A 20,418-nucleotide genomic window follows, 5' to 3' on the forward strand; every position below is an offset into this window, starting at 1 on the left:
TTTTGTCGTTTTCGGCGCTGTCTTTTGCCGTCGCCAGCAAGACATTCTCAGGTCATTCGACAGTCATCCGGCGCAACGCACAGGATCTGGTAAACCATTCCCAGCACCTCGTCACTGTTGGGAGGAGACCGCCGATGGCTGTCCCCGGCTTCCTTGCCCGTTCCCGCATCGTCGCACCGCCCGGCTGGACCCGCTGGCTCGTGCCGCCCGCCGCGCTGTCCATCCACCTGTCGATCGGCCAAGCCTACGCGTGGAGCGTCTTCAAGACGCCGCTGGAGAAGACCCTGGGACTGTCCGGCACGCAATCCGGGCTGCCGTTCCAGCTCGGCATCGTGATGCTGGGGCTGTCCGCCGCGTTCGGCGGCACCCTGGTGGAGCGCAACGGCCCGCGCTGGGCGATGGCGGTCGCCACCGGGTGTTTCTCCGCCGGGTTCCTGCTCGCCGCGCTCGGCGTCGCGACCGGGCAGTTCTGGCTCGTCGTGCTCGGCTACGGCGGCGTCGGCGGGATCGGGCTCGGCATCGGCTACATCTCGCCGGTCTCGACGCTGATCAAATGGTTCCCGGACCGGCCGGGCATGGCCACCGGGATCGCGATCATGGGCTTCGGCGGCGGCGCGCTGATCGCGTCGCCGTGGTCGTCGGCGATGCTTGGCTCGTCGCCCGCGGCCGGCGACATCGCGACGGCGTTCCTGGTCCACGGGATCGTGTACGCGGTGTTCATGACGATGGGGGTGCTGCTCGTCCGGGTCCCGGCCGACGACTGGCGTCCGGCGGGCGCGGTGAAGCAGGCGGCGGCCAAGCCGATGATCTCCACGGCGAACGTCTCGGCGGCGAACGCGCTCAAGACGCCGCAGTTCTGGTGTCTCTGGATTGTCTTGTGCCTCAACGTGACCGCGGGCATCGGCATCCTGGAGAAGGCCGCGCCGATGATCACCGACTTCTTCAAGGGCACCTCCGCGCCGGTCGGCGCCGCGTCCGCCGCCGGGTTCGTCGCGCTGCTCTCGCTGACCAACATGCTGGGCCGGTTCGTCTGGTCGTCCGCCTCGGATCTGGTGGGGCGCAAGAACATCTACCGCTTCTACCTCGGCGTCGGCGCGCTGCTGTACCTGGTGATCGCGTTGACCACGAACGCTTCGAAGCTGGTGTTCGTGCTGTGCGCGATGCTGATCCTGTCCTTCTACGGCGGCGGATTCTCCACGCTTCCGGCGTATCTCAAGGACCTGTTCGGCACCTATCAGGTCGGCGCGATCCATGGCAGGCTGCTCACCGCGTGGTCCGCGGCGGGCGTGCTCGGGCCGCTGATCGTGGACGGGATCGCGGACAGCCAGAAGGCCGCCGGCAAGACCGGGCCGGACCTCTACCAGCTGTCCTTCTGGATCATGATCGGCCTGCTGGTGGTCGGGTTCGTCGCGAACGAATGCGTGCGCCCGGTGAAGGAGAAGTTCCACGAACCGGCCGGCGAGGCCGCGGTGGGGAGTGAGGCGTGATGACGAGTGCCGAGGGCCGTTCCGGGCGCCGGACCCTTCTTCTGGTGTTCGTGTGGCTGTGGGTGCTCGCGCCGTTCGGCTACGGCGTGGTCGAGCTGATCCGGAAGGTGGTCGGGCTGTTCGGCGGCTGAGCACCGCCGGGAAAATAAGCACTGGACAAATGGTCAAGAGTCGTTGACCATTGTCCCCGTGACTGGGGACGATCAAGCGGGCTACGTCCCGCCGCAAGACACTGTCCAGGTAGAGACGACCGACCAGCTGCGCGCCGTGAGCAACGTCGTGCGGCACCGAGTGCTCGCGGTGCTGCGCGACGGGCCCGCGACGATCACGCAGGTCGCCGAGCAGCTGGGGATCGCGAAAGGCAGTTCCAGCTACCACATGCGGGTGCTGGAGCGGGCCGGGATCGTGCACGTGGTGCGCACGCGGAAGGTGCGCGGCGTGCTGGAGCGCTACTACGCGCACGTCGGGAAGAGCATCGAACTGCCCGAACCGGCCACGGGGCAGCGGGACGTGCTGCTGCAGCACGCGCTCGACGACCTTTCGACCGCGCCCGAGGGCTCGCGCCGGTACGTCCGGATGCAGCACACGCGGATCAGCGAGGAGAAGTTCGAGGAGTTCGAGCGCCGGCTGGCCGGGCTGCTCGACGAGATGCGGGACGCGCGCGACGCCGACGAGGAAGCCGCCACCGTCGCGGTCGCGTTCTTCCGTCCGGGGCCGGGGGCGGCCAGATGACCAAGCCGAAGATGCCTCCCGCGTTCAGTCGCTTGTGGACAGCCGCGACGGTCAGTTCCCTCGGCGACGGCGCGTATTCCGCGGCTTTGCCGTTGCTCGCGGTGCTGCTGGACAGCGATCCGCTGGTGGTCAGCCTGGTGACGGTGGCGGTGCTCGCGCCGTATCCGGTGGCCGGGCTGTTCGCCGGCGCGCTGGTCGACCGCTGGGACCGGCGGCGCACGATGTGGATCGCGGACGTGGTGCGGGCGGTGCTGCTGGCGCTGACGGTGGCCGCGGGCGCGTTCGGCTGGCTCAGCATCCCGGTGCTGCTCGGGGTGGCGTTCCTGCTCGGCACCGGCACGTTGTTCTTCGACACCGCAGCACAGGCGTACCTGCCGGATCTGCTCGCGCGGGACCAGACCCTGCTCCGCCGGGCCAACGGCTACCTGCGCGGCGCGTCCACCGCCGCCGGGCAGTTCGCCGGACCGCCTGCCGGGAGTTTCCTTTTCACCGTGGGAAGAACGCTGCCGTTCGGGGTGAACGCGCTGACCTACCTGGCCAGCGCGGTGCTGATCCGGACGCTGCCGCCGGCGCCGGTGCCGGAGCGCGCGCCGGGCCGGTCGGTGTGGGCGGACTCGAAGGAGGGTTTCGCTTACGCGGTCAAGGATCGGCTGCTGCTCGGCCTCGCGCTGCGGCCCGCGGTCGGGAACCTGGCGTTCGGCGCGTTCGCGGCGGTGCTGGTGGTGTTCGCGAAGGACGCGCTGGGACTGGATTCCGCCGGATACGGTTTCCTGCTCGCCGCCGAAGCCGCCGGGGGACTGATCGGCGCGATGGTGCTCGCCGGACCCCTGGAAAACTGGCTGGGAACCGGCACCGCGCTCACCGTCACCGCGGTCGTCGAGGGCGGTGCGGTGCTGGCCTTCGGACTCGCCGGGAACCCGTGGCTCGCCGGGGCGATGTTCGCGCTGTGCGGCTGCGCGATGGCGACGACCATGGTGCTCGGCGCGTCGCTGCGCCAGGTCATCGTCCCGGCGCGGCTGATGGGCCGGGTAGCCGCGGCATCCCGCCTGGTCTCGGCCTCGGCCGCACCGGCGGGCGCGGTACTGGGCGGCTGGCTCGCCGCGACGGCCGGAGTGCGAGTGCCGTACGTGGCGGCTTCGGTGGTGCTCGTGTCGATGACTCTGGTGACGATGAGCATGACGAGCAACAAGAAGATCGAAGCGGCTCTCGCGCGGGCGAAGGAGGCTGCGCCGATCGGATAGCCGTCGCGAGGACGATCGGGACGGCACGGTAAGCACGGAGACCGTGCGCCGGGTGCCGATCTCGGCTGCGAAGCTGCCCTCGCCGGAGCGAAAGAGGTTACGCCAGTTGCATAGTCGCTGTGGCGAACACGACGGCCGGGAACAGCACGGAAAGCACTGAGAGCGTGATCCACACTCGCCGCTTCGCTCGCTCCGGGGAGCCGAGCGAAGCGGCGAGCGCCCCGATCCCGGCGGCGATCGGGACCAGGTAGAGCCCGACGTGCAGGTAACTGGCGAGCACGATCAGGCCGACCAGGCCCGGGGCGCTCAGGACTTGTCCGGCGGCCAGCAGCACGGCTGAGATTCCGCACAGCACGAGGGCGCACACGGCCAGCGCGCTGACCCCGTGCAGGACGCCGGTGAGCGCGACGCGGGCTCGGCTCGGCTGGCCGGTTTCGAGGGGCACGGCCTGATCCTGCCAGGCCGCGGTCTTCGGCGGATGCGGGAAACTACTCGGTTCGGAGGCGGTCGAGCAGGCTTTCCCGGGCGGACTCCACGTGCTGTTCGGCCACCCGGGCGAGCCGTTCCCGGTCGCCGCCGCGGATCAGTTCCGCCAGTTCGCGGTGTTCGTCGACCACCCGGGCCCGGTAGTGCTCGTGGCCGAGCGAAACCCGTTGCAGCTGAAAGAGAAACACCTGCGAGCGCACCCCGTGCCACGCTTCGGTCAGGCGGCCGTTGCCCGCGGCGGCGTACACGCGGTCGTGGAAGGCGATGTCCAGCGCCAGCAGCTGCGGTCCGGGGGCTTTGATCCGGACCGCCTTCTCCAGGTCGGCGACCAGCGCGTCCAAGGCGTTCAGGTCCGCTTCGGCCGCGTTGGCGCGCGCGGTGACCGCGGCGAGCCGGTCCAGCGCGGCGCGGACCGAGTAGACCTCGTCGACGTCCTCGGCGGTCACGTCGACCACCGTGGTCGGCCGGTGCCAGTCGCAGCGGACCAGGCCTTCCCGGGCGAGCTGGGCGATGCCCTCGCGCACGGAACCGCGGCTGATGTCCAGCGAAGCAGCCAGTTCTACCTCGCGCAGGGGCGCGCCGGGCCGGAAATGCCCGGCGAAGATCGCTTCGCGCACCCGGTCGGCGGCCTCGTCGGCGAGCCCGCGGCGCGCCGCCTTCCTCAGGGGGGTGACTTCCACGTCCTAATGTTGACATTAGGACATCCGCGAGTCAAGGTGAAGAGACCGATCCTCGTGCCGAAGGAGCACCGCATGGCTGTCCGTCCCGCCTTCCACCTGGCCATTCCGGTCGACGACCTGCCCAAGGCCCGCGAGTTCTACGGCGGCGTGCTCGGGCTGGCGGAGGGCCGCTCCGCGGACGCGTGGGTCGACTGGGACTTCCACGGCCACCAGGTCGTCACGCACGTGGTCCCGGGCGCGCGCGCCGAAGCGGGCCGCAATCCGGTCGACGGGCACGACGTGCCGGTGCCGCATTTCGGGCTGGTGCTCGACGTCGACGGCTTCCACGAGCTGGCCGGGCGGCTGCGTGCGGCGGGCACCGAATTCGTGATCGAGCCGTACCAGCGGTTCGCCGGAGAACCAGGGGAGCAGTGGACGATGTTCCTGCACGACCCGGCCGGGAACGCGCTGGAGTTCAAGGCTTTCCGCGACGAGACGCAGTTGTTCGCGAAATGAACGTCCTCGTCACCGGAGCCTCGCGCGGGATCGGCCGCGCCATCGCCGTCGCCTTCGCCACCCGGGGCGACCGGATCGCCGTCCACTGCGGATCCAACCGGGAGGCCGCGCGCGAAACGCTCGAGGCGCTGCCCGGTTCCGGGCACGTGCTCGTGTCCGGCGATCTCGGCAACCCGGACGCCGCGCAGTGGATCGCCGACGTGGCCGAGGAGCAGCTCGGCGGGGTCGACGTGCTGGTCAACAACGCCGCGGTCGGCACGGTTCCGGCCACGCGCACGCCGATCGCCGACATGTCCTATGCGGACTGGCTGGAGGCGTGGCGGCACACGCTCGACGTCAACCTCCTCGGCGCGGCCAACGTGTCGTTCCACGTCGCGCGCCACCTCATCGCCCGCGGCGCGCCCGGCCGGATCGTGAACGTCGGGTCGCGCGGGGCGTTCCGCGGCGAGCCGGAATACCTGCCGTACGGCGCGAGCAAGGCCGCGCTGCACGCGTTCGGCCAGTCGCTGGCGGTCCAGCTGGCCCCGCACGGCATCTCGGTCACCTCGGTGGCCCCGGGCTTCACCGCGACCGAGCGGGTCGCCGACCGGGTCACCGACGAGGTGCGGCGGCAGAGCCCGTTCGGCCGGGTCGCCGAACCGGAGGAGATCGCCGAAGCGGTGGTGTTCCTGGCGTCGGCGGAGTCGAACTGGGCGTCCGGGTCGATCCTGGACCTGAACGGAGCCTCGCACCTGCGCTGACCTGTGAGCTGAGTCACGCATGCAGCAGATCCGGGCCGCCGGACGTCCAGAGGGGCGTGCGGATCGCAGGAAAAGTCATCGCCGGAGCGCTGTCGACGGTGGTGTTCGCCGGAACGGCTTACGGGTTTTCGACCCTGAGCGCGCTGGACGACATCACGCGCAGCGACGTGATCGGCGGCGGATCGGTGGACGAAGGCCAGAAGCACGCCGACGGGGCGATGGACATCCTGCTGGTCGGCCGGGACGCGCGCAAGGATCCGCAGGGGAATCCGCTGCCGCAGAGCGTGCTGCAGGAACTGCGCGCGGGCGCGAACGGCGACGACCTGACCGACACGTTGATCGTGCTGCGGATCCCGGACGGGCAGCAGGAGGTCAAGGCGTTCTCCATCCCGCGTGACTCGTATGTCTCGATGCCCGGCGGCAAAGGCAAGATCAACGCCGCGTTCGGCCGCGGCAAGGCGGCCGAGGCGTCGAGGCTGCGCGCGGCCGGGGAAACCGACAAGGACAAGATCGAGCAGGAATCGATGACCGCGGCGCGCAAGGCGACGCGGCAGGCCGTCGAGGACCTCACCGGCGTCACCATCGACCACTACGCCGAGGTCAACCTGCTGAGCTTTTCCGAGATCAGCAAGGCCGTCGGCGGGGTCGAGGTGTGCTTGAAGAAGGCCACCAAGGACGAGAACTCGGGCGCGGACTTCCCGGCGGGCAAACAGCGGCTCTCCGGCGGCGCCGCGCTGGCTTTCGTGCGGCAGCGCGACAACCTGCCCGGCACCGACTTCGGCCGGATGCGGCGGCAGCAGGTGTTCCTCGCGTCGATGGCGCACGAGGTGCTCTCGGCCGGGACGCTCGCCGACCCGGGCAAGCTGAGCGACCTCATCGACGCGGTGAAGCGGTCGGTGGTGCTGGACCAGTCGTGGAACATCCTGGACTTCGTAGGGAAAATGCGCGGGGTGTCCGGCGGCGGCATCCAGTTCACGACGATCCCGGTGGTCAACCAGGACTACCGCTACGACAAGTCCCATCCGACAGCGACCGCGGTGCAGGTGGACCCGCAGCAGGTGAAAGCGTTCGCGGCCAGCCTGATCGGCGCCGCGCCGCCGGCCGCCCCAGCGGGTGCGGCGAAGGCGGCGGTGGAGATCTCCAACGCAGGAGAAGCATCCGGCTTGGCGGCGCGGGTCGCGGATGTGCTGAAGGGCAAGGGATTCGCCGCGACCGCCGCGGGCAACGCACCGTCGCAGCGCACGTCGATCGTGCGCTACCCGGCCGCACTGGCCGCCGAGGGCGCGGAGGTGGCGAAGGCGTTGGGCGGACTGTCCACAAAGGAATCAGCGGACGTCCCGGCCGGGCACATCCAGGTGGTGCTCGGGAAGGTCTACTCCGGACCGGGAGTGTCAGACGGCGGATCCGCGGCGGGCGCCCCGGCGAAGGCCGACCAGCCGCCGCCCGTCACTTCCGACGGCGACAACTGCATCGACTGACGCCGGGTGAGTTGGGAACCGGCGCAGCCTCGCATCAGGTCCGGGCGGTTCGCGCCGGATGGGCTTGTGCCGCGTCGTGGGCGGCCGCCAAGGTGCTGACCGGCCTTCGGCACCGGCACAGCCCCGCCTAAGGTCCATCCGGCTGCAGCCGGATGGGCTTGTGATGTGTCGTGGGCGGCGGCCGAGATGCTGACCGCCCCGAGCGGGTCAGGCGTGGCGGTGCGGTTCCAGCGGGATCACCACGGCTTTCGGCACCGGCGCAGTCCCGCCTAAAGTCCAGCCAGCTGCAGCCGGCTGGGCTTCTGATGTGTCGTGGGCGGCGGCCGAGGTGCTGACCGCCCCGAGCGGGTCAGGCGTGGCGGTGCAGTTCCAGCGGGATCACCACGGCTTTCGGCACCGGTGTAACCCCGCCTAAGGCCCATCCGATCGCAGCCGGCTGGGCTTCTGCCGCGGAGTGGGCGACGGCCAAGGCACGAACCGCCGCCCCCGGGCAGGTCACCCGTGCCGATGCGGTTCCAGCCGAACCACCACGGCTTTCGACACCGGCGTGTTCGACTTCTCCGCGACAGAATCCAGCGGCACCAACGCGTTCGCCTCCGGGAAGTACGCCGCCGCGCATCCTCGCGCCGTCGGGTACGCCACCGCGCGGAAGCTGGGCGCTCGCCGGTCCCCGTCCCGCCATTCCGAGACCAGGTCGACGATCTCTCCGTCCGCGACCCCCAGCGCGGCCAGGTCGTCCGGGTGCACGAACACCACCCGGCGGCCGTCCTCGATGCCGCGGTAGCGGTCCGACAGGCCGTAAATCGTGGTGTTGTACTGGTCGTGGCTGCGCAGCGTCTGCAGCAGCAACCGGCCCTCGGGCACCGAGGGGTACTCCAGTTCCGACACGGTGAACGTGCCCTTGCCGGTCGCCGTGCCGGTGAATTCCCGCGAGTCGCGCGGGGCGTGCGGCAGCACGAAGCCGTCCGGTTCGCGGACGCGGCGGTTGTAGTCGTGGCAGCCCGGCACCACCGCGGCGATGCGGTCGCGGATCAGGTCGTAGTTCTTCTCGAACGACCGCCACGGCACCGGATGGTCGGCACCCAGCAGTCGCTCCGCCAGCCGGCACACGATGGCGACCTCGGACAGCAGTTCGTCGCTCGCCGGGGCCAGCCGGCCGCGCGAGGCGTGCACCTGCGACATCGAATCCTCGACCGTCACGAACTGGCGGCCGGATTCCTGCTCGTCGCGTTCGGTGCGGCCGAGCGTCGGCAGGATCAGCGCGGTGCGGCCGGGGACGACGTGCGAGCGGTTGAGCTTAGTCGACACGTGCACGGTCAGCGAGCACGACCGCAGCGCGTCCGCGGTCCGGTCGGAATCCGGGGTGGCGGAGGCGAAATTGCCGCCCATCGCGAAGAACACCTTGCCGCGGCCGTCGAGCATCGCGCGGATCGAATCAACGGTGTCCCAGCCGTGTTCGCGCGGCACGGTGATGCCGAACTCGGCCTCGAGCGCGTCCATGAACGACTCGGGCATTTTCTCCCACACGCCCATGGTGCGGTCGCCTTGCACGTTCGAGTGGCCGCGCACCGGGCACAGTCCCGCGCCCGGCTTGCCGATCATCCCGCGCACCAGCGCGAGGTTCACCACCTCGGCGATCGTCGGCACCGCGTGCTTGTGCTGGGTCAAGCCCATCGCCCAGCAGTAGATCGTGCGCTCGGACGTGGCGATCATCCGCGCGATGCGCTCGATCTGCTCGCGGGCCAGACCGGTCGCCTTCTCGGTCTCCGGCCAGTCGATCTCGCGCAGCTGCTTGGCCCAGTCCTCGAAACCGTGCGTGGACTTCTCCACGAACTCGCGGTCCACAATGGACCCCGGCGCGGCGTCCTCCCACCGCAGCAGCAGATGCCCGACCGCCTGGAACAGCGCGAGGTCGCCGCCGAGCCGGATCTGCGCGAACTCGTCGGCCAGCGGCGTGCCCTTGCCGACGACGCCGCGCACGTTCTGCGGGTTCTTGAACCGCATCAGCCCGGCTTCGGGGAGCGGGTTGACCGCGATGACCTTCGCTCCGTGGCCCTTCGCCTGCTCCAGCGCGGACAGCATCCGCGGGTGGTTCGTGCCCGGGTTCTGGCCGACGACCACGATCAGGTCGGCCTGGTGGATGTCGGCCAGCGACACCGACCCCTTGCCGATGCCGGTGGTCGCCGACAGCGCCGCGCCGGACGATTCGTGGCACATGTTCGAGCAGTCCGGCAGGTTGTTCGTGCCGAACGAGCGGACCAGCAGCTGGTACACGAACGCGGCTTCGTTGCTGGTGCGGCCGGAGGTGTAGAAGATCGCTTCGTCCGGGCTCGCCAGGCCGCGCAGCTCGTCGGCGATCAGGCCGAACGCGTCGTCCCAGGAGATCGGCTCGTAGTGCGAGGCGCCCTCGCGCAGCACCATCGGCTCGGTGAGCCGGCCCTGCTGGCCCAGCCAGTAGTCGGTGCGCTCGTTCAGCTCGGACACCGGATGCGCGGCGAAGAATTCGCGGCCGACCCGGCGTTTCGTCGCCTCCTCCGCGACCGCCTTCGCGCCGTTTTCGCAGAACTCCGCCAGTTTGCGCTTCTCGCCGTCGATCTGCCGCGGTTCGGGCCACGCGCAGCCGGGGCAGTCGAAGCCGTCCCGCTGGTTCAGCAGCCGCAGCGTGCGCGCGGTGCGGACCGGGCCCATCTGCTCGACCCCGCGCGCCAGCGAGACCGCGACTCCCGGGATTCCGGCCGCCCAGCCTTTCGGCTTGCCCACTTCGAGGCGGGCTTCGTCCACGTCACCAGTCGGAGCTTCGCGAGTCATGCGGACATCGTCCGCCTTGGCGCCGCGGAACCCAAGACGGGGGTCGTCACACCGCCGCCCGCCGGTCGCGTTCGCGGCGTTCGGCCCTCGCCAGCGCGCGGTCCGCGGCGGTCACGACCAGCAGCAACCCGCTGGTCACGACCAGCACGACGGCCAGCCGGTGCAGCCCGCCGGAATCGGCGTGCCCGCCGTAGCACTGGGCGATGACCGTGGCCGCGACTATCGCGCCGAGGTATTGCGCGGTCCGGAAAAGCCCGCTCGCGGTGCCCATCGTTTCGGCCGGGGTTTCGCGGTAGAGCGTCGTCTGGTTGGCGACGCTGGTGAGCCCTTGCGCCAGGCCGAACAACGCGGCGAGCACGAGCAGCCAGATCAGCGCGGTGCCGTCGTCGACGAACAGCAGCGCGACCGAACCGGCCAGGAGCGCGACGCCGACCAGCAGCAGCCGCAGCCGGACGCCGGTCGGCCGGCCGGACAGCGCGGCCGCGCCCACCGCCATCCCGGACATCGGCAGGAGCAGCAGCCCGGCGGCGGATTCGGCGAACCCGCGCGCCTCCTCGAGCCACTGCACGTAGCCGAACATGATCGTGTAGATCGCCAGGAAACTCAGCGCCTGCCGCAAATACGTGCGCAGCACCGGGCCGTTCGCGGCCAGCATCCGCAGGTCGATGAACGGCTTCCGGGCGCGCAGTTCGACCCGCGCGAACAGCCCGCCGAGCACGATCGCCGCGGCCAGCAGCCACAGATCGCCGACGCCGGGCTCCATCAGGTAGCACAGCAACACCAGCAGCGCGGCGGAAAACAGCGCGATCCCGGCGACGTCGATCCGCTCGGCCGGCTTCTCCGCCGGCGTGTCCTTCGGCACCCACAGCAGGGTCAGCACGAGGGAAACGCCCGCCAGCGGAAGGTTCACCGCGAAGATCGCGGGCCAGCCGAAGAGCGCGATCAGCACGCCGCCGAGGGTCGGGCCGATCACCATGATGGTCTGCGCGGACATCGCCAGCACGGACAGCACCCGCGCGGGAACGCCCTCGCCGATCTCGTCGGCGCGCCGGCGCAGCACCGCCATCGCGGCCGGGAAGCCGGCGCAGGTGCCGACGCCGAGCACCGCCCGGACGCCGGTGAGCCATTCGACCGAGACCGGGATCATCCCGGCGATCCCGGCCGCCATCACCACGGACGCGCCGCCGAGCAGCACGCGCCGGGCGCCGTAGCGGTCGACGAGCAGTCCGACGACCGGCTGCCCGACCGCGGTGGCCAGGTACAAAGCGGAAATCAGCCAGGCGGTGCGGCCCGGCCCGGCGCCGAAGGCCTGCCCGATCGGGACGAGCGCGACGGCGATGAGCGTGGAGTTGATCGGGTTCAGCACGGCGCTCGCGACCAGCGGGGTCACCAGGCGCGCGCCGAAACGGGATTTCGCGGGGGCGGTCGCGGTGTTCGTCAGTGCTCCTCAGGGTTGGCGGGGTCAGCGCTGGGCGATCCGCTGCAGCAGCGGCAGCGCGCGCCGGACCGTTTCGAGTTCGTCTTCGGCGAGTTCGTCCGCCAGCGCGGCGGCGAGCCATTCGTCGCGGTGCTGCCGGATCCCGATGACGGTCTTCTCGCCGAGTTCGGACAGCGAAATCACGACGCGCCTGCCGTCGGCCGGGTCGCGCGTGCGGTTCAGGTAGCCGAGCGAGTCGAGCACGCCGAGCGTCGCGGCCATGGACTGCTGCCGGACGTGCTCCGCGGCGGCCAGTTCGGCCTGGGTGCCGGGACCTTCGCGGTGCAGCCGGTTGAGCACCGCGGTCTGGGTCGGCGTGAGGATCTCGGCGTTGTCGACCTGCCGCAGCCTGCGGTGCAGCTGGCCGACGACGCCGCGGATCCAGCCGGCGGACTCGGCGACGCGGGGCGGGACGGACGGCTCCTCGGACATAAGCACAGTCTAGCCTGTTGAGTTCAGCCTGTGCATCCTCGGCCGAAGGCTGGTCCCGGCAAGCCCGGTGACCAGGGCGGCATCGGGCCCCTCGGTGCGGAAGATCGACGACGACAGCGTCGAGATGGACATGGCTGTCCCCGCTCCGGCCCGAGCTGGGCGCCACGGTGAAAGGGCGGTACGCGTCAGCAGCGACGCTGCCTTCCGGGCAAGGAAGTCAAGCGGCTGGTGACGGTGAAGAGGATCGGCGCCGCGATCCTGGATGTGAGAGCCGCGTCCTAGAGCGGCTGGCTGCTGGTCCCGGCGGAGGAGCCGAGCCCGACGATGTACCCGATCTTCCCGTCGTTCACGCCGACCGGCTGCACCTGGTGCACCACGATCGCCGCGGCGAGCAGCAGCACCAGCCCGACGATCGCGGCGATGCCCGGCCAGCGGCTCGGCACCGCGCCGCCGCGGCCGTACACCGGTGACGGAGCGTTGCGGCGTTCGCGCTTGCGCCGCTTCTTCAGGTCCTTCTTGGCGCCGAGCCACGCGTCCCGCTGGGCGTGCTTGCGCCACTCCGGGTCCATGAGGTCCGGATGGGTTTCCATCCGGTCGTCCGGATCCTCCGGCCGAGTCATCGGCGCACCGCCTTTCCCCCTGCGTAACCCCGCCGCGGCGGGTTCGTAGACTTGTCCATTGTGACCGAGAACGCTCCGCAGCAGAAAACCGACCTTCCGGGTGCCTGGGACCCGGCCGCCGAGGAAGCCCCGATGTACGACCGCTGGGTAGCGGCCGGGTACTTCACGGCTGACGCCTCGTCGGACAAGCCGCCGTTCTCGATCGTACTGCCGCCGCCGAACGTCACCGGCAGCCTGCACATGGGCCACGCGCTCAACCACACCCTGATGGACGCGATGAGCCGCCGCCGCCGGATGCAGGGCTACGAGGTGCTGTGGCTGCCGGGCATGGACCACGCGGGCATCGCGACGCAGAACGTCGTCGAGCGCCAGCTGGCCGGCGAAGGGCTTTCGCGGCACGACCTGGGCCGCGAGAAGTTCGTCGAGCGCGTCTGGGAGTGGAAGGCCGAGTACGGCGGCAAGATCCTCGGGCAGATGAAGCGGCTCGGCGACGGCGTCGACTGGTCGCGCGAGCGCTTCACCATGGACGAGAACCTGTCCAAGGCCGTCCAGACGGTGTTCAAGAACTTCTACGACGCGGGCCTGATCTACCGCGCCGAGCGCATCATCAACTGGTGCCCGCGCTGCCAGACGGCGCTGTCGGACATCGAGGTCGACCACAGCGACGACGACGGCGAACTCGTGTCGATCCGCTACGGCGACGGCGACGCCTCGATCGTCGTGGCCACCACGCGCGCCGAGACGATGCTGGGCGACACCGCGGTGGCCGTGCACCCGGACGACGAGCGCTACACGCACCTGGTCGGCACCGAGATCGAGCTGCCGCTGACCGGCCGGAAGATCCCGGTGGTCGCCGACCGGCACGTCGACCCGGAGTTCGGCACCGGCGCGGTCAAGGTGACCCCCGCGCACGACCCGAACGACTTCGAGATCGGCCGCCGCCACGACCTGCCGATGCTGACCGTGATGAACGAGCGCGCCGAGGTCACCGTGCCCGGTCCGTTCGAGGGCCTCGACCGGTTCGAGGCGCGCCCCGCGGTGGTCGCCGCGCTGCGCGAGCAGGGCCGGATCGTCGCGGAGAAGCGGCCGTACGTGCACGCGGTCGGGCACTGCTCCCGCTGCGACACGGTCGTGGAGCCGCGGCTGTCGCTGCAGTGGTGGGTCAAGGTCGCCGAGCTGGCCAAGGCCGCCGGCGACGCGGTGCGCGACGGGCGCACGAAGATTCACCCGGCGGAACTGGAGAAGCGGTACTTCGACTGGGTCGACAACATGCACGACTGGACGATTTCGCGCCAGCTGTGGTGGGGGCACCGGATCCCGGTCTGGTACGGGCCGGACGGCGAGGTCGTGTGCGTGGGGCCGGACGAGGAGCCGCCGTCCGGGGACGGCTGGACGCAGGATCCGGACGTGCTCGACACGTGGTTCTCGTCGGGGCTGTGGCCGATGTCGACGATGGGGTGGCCGGAGGAGACCGCGGATCTCGCGAAGTTCTATCCGACCAGCGTGTTGTCGACCGGGTACGACATTCTTTTCTTCTGGGTCGTCCGGATGATGATGTTCGGCGTGCAGGAGATGGACGGCAAGCAGCCGTTCGATCACGTGTACCTGCACGGGCTGATTCGCGACGCCAACGGCAAGAAGATGTCGAAGTCGCGCGGGAACGTCATCGATCCGCTGGAGTGGATGGACGCTTACGGGGCGGACGCCACCCGGTTCACGCTGGCTCGCGGGGCCAACCCGGGGGCGGACATGGCGTTGGCCGACGAGTGGGCCGCCGGGTCGCGGAACTTCTGCACGAAGCTGTGGAACGCCAGCAAGTTCGCGATGATGAACGGGGCGACCGCCGAGGGGGCGCTGCCGGAGGCCGCCGAGCTGACCGAGCCGGATCGGTGGATTCTCGGGCGGCTCGCGGCGATGGTGTCCGAAGTGGACGGATTGTTCGAGGACTTCCAGTTCGCCAAGGTCGCCAACGCGTTGTACCAGTTCACGTGGAACGAGCTGTGCGACTGGTATCTGGAGCTGGCCAAGGTTCAGCTGTACCAAGGGGATTCCGCGCGGGTCGAGGCTACGCGGAAGGTGCTTGGGCAGGTTCTGGACACGGTGCTGAGGTTGCTGCATCCGTTCATTCCGTTCGTCACGGAGAAGTTGTGGACTGCCTTGACCGGCGGGGAGTCGTTGGTCGTCGCGGCTTGGCCGTCGGCGGTCGAGGGATATGCGGATCCGGTGGCGGACGCTCGGATCGCTGACGTGCAGAAGCTGATTACCGAGATCCGGCGGTTCCGGGCGGATCAGGGGCTGAAGCCGGGGCAGAAGGTGGCGGCCCGGCTGGTCGGGGAGGCGGTTCCGGCTGGGCACGAGGCCGGGATTCGGTCGCTGGTGCGGCTTACTGAGCCTGGGGAGGGGTTCTCTGCCAGCGCTTCGTTGGAGGTCGCGTTGGCTGGCGGCGTGGTGACGGTCGAGGTGGATACTTCCGGCACTATTGACGTCGCTGCGGAGCGGAAGCGGCTGGAGAAGGATCTCGGGGCTGCGCGGAAGGAATTGGCGCAGACTGAGGGGAAGCTGGGGAATGACGCGTTTATCGCCAAGGCGCCTGAGCAGGTGATTGAGAAGATCAAGGTGCGGCGGGAGACTGCGGTGGCGGATATTGAGCGGATTGAGGCTCGGTTGGCTGCTTTGCCTGCTTCTTGAGGTCATCGGCGGCTCGTCGCCCTGGCGGGCGACATTGCGCCTTGAGTGGTTGCGTGGGGCACCCCGAAGCTTGATTGTGCTGACGGTTCGGGGGTGCTTGTCAAGGCGGGAAAGATGCCTTGACAAGCACCCCCGAACCGCAGGGGGGCTTCGTATCGGGGTGCGGGGGAGGGGCTGGGTGCCTCGATTTTTGGGTGCATCGGTGCCTGTTTTTAGGGACGTGAGTGGCCCTGAGGGAAATTGATTCCCTCGGGGCCACTCACGTTTTTTTAGCGGAGTTTTTGGCGGATTACTTGTGCTTCGCCTGCCATTCCTGCGTAGAACGGGTGGTAGGGGGCTGCGGCCAGCAGGTTCAGGTCTTTGCCGTTGATCCAGGCTACGCCTTGGGGTTTGCAGGCGTCGTGGCCGAGGGACGGGGTGTAGGTGTCCACATAGGACGATTTGCCGTCCGCTGCTACTGCGTTGCTTACTGCTGCGTTCAGGCCTTCTTCCACGCTGGAGAGCCAGGCGTAGTCGCCGTTCGCGAAGGGCAGGACGTTCGGGCAGTAGCCTTCCGCGGGGGCGATGCGCGGGTAGCCGATGGCCAGCACCTTCGCGTGTGGCGAGCGGGCGTGGATTCCGGCCAGTACTTGCTGGATGGCTGCTTGCGTTTTCGGCAGCAGTGCTTTGATCGTGTCTACGCCGTCTACCGTGAAGTGCCGTTGGCACGGGTTTCCGGTCGGGTCCGAGTCCCGGAGGGTCGGGCAGGTGTCCACCAGTTTGCCGAACAGGCCCGAGTCGTTGCCGCCGATGCCGACGGTGACCAGGTCGGTTTCGGGGCGCAGCGCGGTGAACTGCGGGGGGTTCTGGCCCAGCGGGACGTTTTGCGGGGCGGTCATGTGCGACGTGTTCGCGCCGCCGCAGCTGACGTCGGTGAAGCGGTCCACGTCGAGGGAGTCCGCGAGCAGCGACGGGTAGTTGGACGTCGAGCGGAAACAGCCGAACGGATCCAGCCGGGGCAGCGGGATGAGTGGGCCCGACGTGTACGAGTCGCCCAGTGCGACGTAGTGGCGGTAGTGCCGGGGCGCGGCGCTCGCGGCCGCCGTCGTCGACAGAAGCAGTGCGATCGCGGCGATCGCCGCCAGCACTATTCGGATGATGCGCATGCGAAACCCGTCCTCCCTAGCGGTACGAACCCGCTTTAGCTTTCGGCGCCGCGGGCGCTTCCGCTCTCCGCCGATCGGGTGGTCGGGGCCGGTTTTCACCCTGCTGCGGGGTGATTCGCGGGCTTCCGCCAGGCCAGCAGGTACCGCCAGAACAGCAGCGGGCGGACTGTGCTGCCGGGGAGCAGGCGTGCGGCGTCGCGGCGGACGTCGTTCAGCGGCGGGAACGTCATCTGGACCGGGGCCTTGGCGACCGGGTCCGGGCCGCCGTTGAGGAGGTCTCCGGCGAAGACGACGAGCCTCGCCAGTGCGTTCGCGGGGGCGGCGACGAGTTCGCGGGCGTAGTCGCCGGGGCGGCTGGGGCGGGCGCAGCCGAGAACGGCGAGGACGCCGCCGGGGGCCAGGGCGGCGCGCAGCCTGGTGACGGTTTCGAACGGGACGTGGTGCAGGGAGGCCAGGCAGGAGATGTAGGCGTAGGACTCGGGTTCCAGGGATGCGCTGGTTGCGTCCGCGCGGCGGTACTCCACCGTGCCTGGTCCGGGGGAACCGGCGGCGGTGGCCCGGGCGAGCATTTCGGCCGACGTGTCGATGCCTTCGACGGTCATCCCGGCGGCGGCCAGCTTGCGGGCGAACCGGCCGTCGCCGCAGCCCACGTCCAGGGCTCGGCCGGGGCCCGGCGGCACGAGCCGGAGCAGGGCCGGGTGGTAGTGGTGGTTGTGGTCGAAGGGCATGCGCCCGACCTTGCCACGGATCGCCGCGGGCCTGATCGCGCCGAGGCCCCGGGGCCGCCGGGCGCGAGGCGGCCCCGGGTACGCTCGACGGTGTGCCGGGCCGAACCTTTCGCCTGGTCTTCCCGGTCGCGCGACCGCGCCGGGACAACGACTTCGAGGAGTGCACGAGTGCCGCGCGGTGAGGATCCCGAGGAGACCCGGCGGCCGGATCTCGCCGATCCGGACAGTTTCGCGGGCGTCGACGAACTGGGCGCGCTGGCGCACGGCGAGGACGACGACGGCGGCGAGCTGGAGCCGGACCTCGACGCGCCGGACGCGGCCTACACCGTCGGCGGCGGGTCGCGCGGCGGGATCGGCGGCATCGGCCAGCTCGGCGACAACCTGGCTCTCGGCCCGGTCCCGGACCTGCGTCCCGAGGAGGGCGCCGAGCTGCACGAGCTGGACGACGAGGGCGCGCCCGCCGAGTTCGGCGACGAGAACGGCCCGGAGGCCCGCCGCGACCTGATGGCCGCCGAGGCCGAGCTGAACCAGCGCTGGCCGGAGACGAAGCTCGAACCGTCGCTGGCCCGGATCCAGGCGCTGGTGACGCTGCTCGGCGAACCGAACCGCGGCTACCCGGTGGTGCACGTCGCGGGCACGAACGGCAAGGGCTCGGTCGCGCGGATGGTCGATTCGCTGCTGACCCGCATGGGCCTGCGCTCGGGCCGCTACACGAGCCCGCACCTGCAGCTCGTCACCGAGCGGATCGCGCTCGACGGCCGCCCGGTCTCCGCCGCCCGCTACGCCGAGCTGTACTCCGACATCGCGCCGTACGTGGCGATGGTGGACGGCGCGAGCGAGGACGGCGTGCCGATGAGCAAGTTCGAGGTGCTCACCGGGATGGCGTTCGCGGCGTTCGCCGACGCCCCGGTCGAGGCCGCGGTGCTCGAAGCCGGCATGGGCGGCGCGTGGGACGCGACGAACGTGGCCGACGCCCAGGTCGCGGTCATCACGCCGATCGGACTGGACCACACCGAATACCTCGGCCCGACGGCGGTCGACGCGGCCGCGGAGAAGGCCGGGATCATCAAGCCCGGATCGGTCGCGGTGATCGGCGAACAGGACCCCGAGGTGCTGAAGGTCCTGCTGAAGCGCGCGGTCGAGGTCGACGCCGCGGTGGCGCGCGCGGGCAGCGAGTTCGGCGTGCTCGAACGCGAGATCGCGGTCGGCGGGCAGCTGCTGAAACTGCAGGGCCTCGGCGGCGTCTACGACGACATCTTCCTCCCGTTGCACGGCGCGCACCAGGCGGCGAACGCGGCGCTCGCGCTGGCCGCGGTCGAGGCGTTTTTCGGGGCGGGCAAAGACAAGCAGCTCGTGGTCGAGGCGGTGCGCGAGGCGTTCGCCGAGGTCGAGAACCCGGGCCGGCTCGAACGCGTGCGCGCCGCCCCGGCGGTGCTGGTCGACGCCGCGCACAACCCGATGGGCGCTCGGGCGCTCGCCGCGACGATCGCCGACGAGTTCAACTTCCGCCGGCTCGTCGCGGTCGTCGGCGTGCTGTCGGACAAGGACGCGCGCGGCATCCTGGACGCGCTGGAGCCGGTGGTGTCCGACGTCGTGGTCACGCGCAGTTCGTCGCCGCGGTCGCTGCCGGTCGAGGACCTGGCGGAGCTGGCCGTGTCGATCTTCGGCGAGGACCGCGTGCTCGCCGAAGGAGATCTGGAGACCGCGATCGAGACCGCGATCGGCCTCGTGGAGCAGAACGACGACCCGGAGGAACCGCTCGCGGGCGGCGGCGTGCTGGTGACCGGCTCGGTGGTCACCGCGGGCGACGCGCGCACGCTGTTCGGGAAGGAACCGGCATGAGCGAGGAAACCCCGGTCAAACCGCCCGCGAAGGACCCGATGAAGGGCTTCCGCGGGGTCATGGCGGGCACGCTGATCATGGAGGCGATCACCGTCGCGCTCGCGCTGCCGGTCGTCGCGAAACTCGGCGGCGGCATCACCAGCTTCACCGGCTGGACGGTCATCGCGCTGGCCGTGGTGCTGATCGTGCTGTGCGGGATGCTCAAGCACGTCTGGGCAGTGCCGGTGATCCTGCTGCTGCAGCTGGCGATCATCGCGGTCGGCGTCACGCAGCCGGCGATCGCGATCATCGGGATCATCTTCCTGGCCGCGTTCCTGTGGTTCCTGTGGCTGCGCCGCGACGTCGCGCGCCGGATGGCCGCCGGGACCCTGCCGAGCCAGCAGCCGCAGGCTCAGCGGTAGACGCTGACCTCGATCAGGTTCCGGTCCGGGTCGCGGAAGTACACGCTGCGGATCGGCCCGGTCGCGCCGGTGCGGTCGACCGGGCCCTCCTCGACCGGCACCCCGTGCGCGGCCAGGTCCGCCACGACCTGCTCCAGCGAATCGGCCGTGATCAGGCACAGGTCCGCGCTGCCCGGCGTCGGCCGCTCCGCCTTGGGCTCGAACTCGTGCCCGGCCTCGTGCAGGTTGATCTTGCTCGCGCCGAACGCCAACGCCGTGCGGCCGGCCCCGAACGTCACCTCGGTCATGCCGAGGACGCGGGTGTAGAAATCGACCGTCGCGGCCAGGTCGGCGACGGTCAGGACGAGGTGGTCGAGCCGGTCGATGCGCATGGTTTCACCCTATTCCGCTGTAACGGCCGGGCCGCCACGGCGACGGTGCAAGTGTGATCGTGGTGCGCGAGCTGAGCGCGGAGAACTGGGCGGAGTGGCGCGACCTCCGGCTGGCGGCGCTGCGCGAGGACCCGGAGGCGTTCAGCTCGAAACTCGCGGACTGGCAAGGCGAAAACGACGCCGAACCGCGCTGGCGGGCCCGGCTGCGCGACGTGGCGCTCAACGTCCTGGCCGACCTCGACGGCGTGCCGGCCGGGATGGTCAGCGCGCATCTTTCCGAACGCGGCGACCGAGCCGAGCTGCTCTCGATGTGGGTCGCCCCGTCGGCGCGCGGCAGGGGTGTCGGGGACGCGCTCGTCCGGGCCGTCGTGCGCTGGAGCGAAGGACGCGGGGCAGCCGAGCTGGCCTTGCGCGTCGCGGGCGGCAACGAGCACGCGCTGGCCCTGTACGAGCGGCACGGGTTCGTGGCGCGTCCTGCCCAGGAAGGCCCCTGCGAGCACGAGATGGTGCGGGAAGCACACCGAGCGTGACGACCGGCTGTGAGCTTCCTCCTGCCGGGTGAGCCGT

20 protein-coding genes are annotated in these 20,418 nt (G+C 70.4%); 11 read left to right on the top strand and 9 right to left on the bottom strand.

The annotated features are described in order from the left end of the window. Positions 1–134: 134 nt before the first annotated feature. The 4 genes from F9C11_RS19575 to F9C11_RS19590 are packed head-to-tail and all read left to right on the top strand — an operon-like array spanning position 135 to position 3,460. A complete protein-coding gene (locus F9C11_RS19575; protein WP_409186310.1) occupies positions 135–1,487 on the top strand; it encodes an OFA family MFS transporter in 1,353 nt (450 codons plus the stop codon). Then, entirely contained in the window at positions 1,487–1,618 is a 132-nt protein-coding gene (locus tag F9C11_RS19580; protein ID WP_409186311.1) for a hypothetical protein, read from the top strand. The genes F9C11_RS19575 and F9C11_RS19580 overlap by 1 nt, the downstream gene beginning before the upstream one ends. A 58-nt stretch (positions 1,619–1,676) precedes the next feature. Next, positions 1,677–2,219 carry an ArsR/SmtB family transcription factor gene (locus F9C11_RS19585; protein WP_409186312.1) on the top strand — a complete coding sequence of 181 codons (543 nt, stop codon included), beginning with the start codon at positions 1,677–1,679 and terminating at the stop codon, positions 2,217–2,219. Further along, positions 2,216–3,460, top strand: a complete 1,245-nt coding sequence (locus tag F9C11_RS19590) for an MFS transporter (protein ID WP_409186313.1) — start codon at positions 2,216–2,218, stop codon at positions 3,458–3,460. Before F9C11_RS19585 ends, F9C11_RS19590 begins: the two co-directional genes overlap by 4 nt. 97 nt (positions 3,461–3,557) lie before the next feature. Here F9C11_RS19590 and F9C11_RS19595 read toward each other — a convergent pair whose 3' ends face one another. Then, positions 3,558–3,905 (bottom strand): hypothetical protein, encoded by a 348-nt coding sequence (locus F9C11_RS19595; RefSeq protein WP_409186314.1) that lies wholly within the window; start codon positions 3,903–3,905, stop codon positions 3,558–3,560. A gap of 43 nt (positions 3,906–3,948) precedes the next feature. Next, entirely contained in the window at positions 3,949–4,626 is a 678-nt protein-coding gene (locus tag F9C11_RS19600) for a GntR family transcriptional regulator (RefSeq protein WP_409186315.1), read from the bottom strand. Positions 4,627–4,698: 72 nt separating this feature from the next. On the opposite strand from F9C11_RS19600, the gene F9C11_RS19605 reads away from it, so the two are divergent. The 3 genes from F9C11_RS19605 to F9C11_RS19615 are packed head-to-tail and all read left to right on the top strand — an operon-like array spanning position 4,699 to position 7,339. After that, a complete protein-coding gene (locus F9C11_RS19605) occupies positions 4,699–5,121 on the top strand; it encodes a VOC family protein (protein WP_409186316.1) in 423 nt (140 codons plus the stop codon). After that, positions 5,118–5,861: an SDR family NAD(P)-dependent oxidoreductase gene (locus tag F9C11_RS19610; protein WP_409186317.1), complete on the top strand. Its 744-nt coding sequence runs from the start codon at positions 5,118–5,120 to the stop codon at positions 5,859–5,861. The genes F9C11_RS19605 and F9C11_RS19610 overlap by 4 nt, the downstream gene beginning before the upstream one ends. A 56-nt stretch (positions 5,862–5,917) precedes the next feature. Then, the gene (locus F9C11_RS19615; protein WP_409186318.1) at positions 5,918–7,339 is read left to right on the top strand and encodes an LCP family protein; all 1,422 of its coding nucleotides are present in this window, start codon (positions 5,918–5,920) and stop codon (positions 7,337–7,339) included. Between the two features lie 495 nt (positions 7,340–7,834). Here F9C11_RS19615 and F9C11_RS19620 read toward each other — a convergent pair whose 3' ends face one another. From F9C11_RS19620 to F9C11_RS19635, 4 genes are all read right to left on the bottom strand, one after another. Then, positions 7,835–10,147: an FdhF/YdeP family oxidoreductase gene (locus F9C11_RS19620; protein WP_409186319.1), complete on the bottom strand. Its 2,313-nt coding sequence runs from the start codon at positions 10,145–10,147 to the stop codon at positions 7,835–7,837. A 46-nt stretch (positions 10,148–10,193) separates the two neighbouring features. Continuing rightward, on the bottom strand, positions 10,194–11,537 hold the full coding sequence (locus F9C11_RS19625; protein ID WP_409186320.1) for an MFS transporter: 1,344 nt from the start codon (positions 11,535–11,537) through the stop codon (positions 10,194–10,196). A 72-nt stretch (positions 11,538–11,609) separates the two neighbouring features. Then, positions 11,610–12,056, bottom strand: coding sequence for a MarR family winged helix-turn-helix transcriptional regulator (locus F9C11_RS19630; protein WP_409186321.1), 447 nt, complete (start codon positions 12,054–12,056; stop codon positions 11,610–11,612). Between the two features lie 278 nt (positions 12,057–12,334). After that, positions 12,335–12,676, bottom strand: coding sequence for a hypothetical protein (locus F9C11_RS19635; RefSeq protein ID WP_409186322.1), 342 nt, complete (start codon positions 12,674–12,676; stop codon positions 12,335–12,337). 60 nt (positions 12,677–12,736) lie between these two features. On the opposite strand from F9C11_RS19635, the gene F9C11_RS19640 reads away from it, so the two are divergent. Then, complete coding sequence (locus F9C11_RS19640) at positions 12,737–15,364, top strand: valine--tRNA ligase (protein ID WP_409186323.1); 2,628 nt, start codon at positions 12,737–12,739, stop codon at positions 15,362–15,364. 269 nt (positions 15,365–15,633) lie between these two features. Here the strand turns inward: F9C11_RS19640 and F9C11_RS19645 are convergent, their stop codons facing one another. Both F9C11_RS19645 and F9C11_RS19650 read right to left on the bottom strand, forming a co-directional pair. Further along, on the bottom strand, positions 15,634–16,509 hold the full coding sequence (locus F9C11_RS19645; protein WP_409186324.1) for an SGNH/GDSL hydrolase family protein: 876 nt from the start codon (positions 16,507–16,509) through the stop codon (positions 15,634–15,636). Between the two features lie 95 nt (positions 16,510–16,604). Next, positions 16,605–17,237 (bottom strand): class I SAM-dependent methyltransferase, encoded by a 633-nt coding sequence (locus F9C11_RS19650; protein ID WP_409186325.1) that lies wholly within the window; start codon positions 17,235–17,237, stop codon positions 16,605–16,607. A 168-nt stretch (positions 17,238–17,405) separates the two neighbouring features. Here F9C11_RS19650 and folC point away from each other — a divergent pair, with 168 nt between their 5' ends. Both folC and F9C11_RS19660 read left to right on the top strand, forming a co-directional pair. Then, positions 17,406–19,079 carry a bifunctional tetrahydrofolate synthase/dihydrofolate synthase gene (folC, locus tag F9C11_RS19655; RefSeq protein ID WP_409186326.1) on the top strand — a complete coding sequence of 558 codons (1,674 nt, stop codon included), beginning with the start codon at positions 17,406–17,408 and terminating at the stop codon, positions 19,077–19,079. Next, positions 19,076–19,480, top strand: a complete 405-nt coding sequence (locus F9C11_RS19660; protein ID WP_409186327.1) for a DUF4233 domain-containing protein — start codon at positions 19,076–19,078, stop codon at positions 19,478–19,480. The genes folC and F9C11_RS19660 overlap by 4 nt, the downstream gene beginning before the upstream one ends. Here F9C11_RS19660 and F9C11_RS19665 read toward each other — a convergent pair. Beyond that, the gene (locus F9C11_RS19665) at positions 19,471–19,851 is read right to left on the bottom strand and encodes a VOC family protein (RefSeq protein ID WP_409186328.1); all 381 of its coding nucleotides are present in this window, start codon (positions 19,849–19,851) and stop codon (positions 19,471–19,473) included. The two genes, F9C11_RS19660 and F9C11_RS19665, sit on opposite strands and share 10 nt — an antisense overlap. Positions 19,852–19,904: 53 nt before the next feature. On the opposite strand from F9C11_RS19665, the gene F9C11_RS19670 reads away from it, so the two are divergent. Further along, on the top strand, positions 19,905–20,381 hold the full coding sequence (locus tag F9C11_RS19670; RefSeq protein WP_409186329.1) for a GNAT family N-acetyltransferase: 477 nt from the start codon (positions 19,905–19,907) through the stop codon (positions 20,379–20,381). The last annotated feature ends 37 nt before the right edge of the window (positions 20,382–20,418 follow it).

The organism is Amycolatopsis sp. VS8301801F10 (assembly GCF_046195355.1).
In the GTDB taxonomy this organism is placed as follows: Bacteria; Actinomycetota; Actinomycetes; order Mycobacteriales; family Pseudonocardiaceae; genus Amycolatopsis.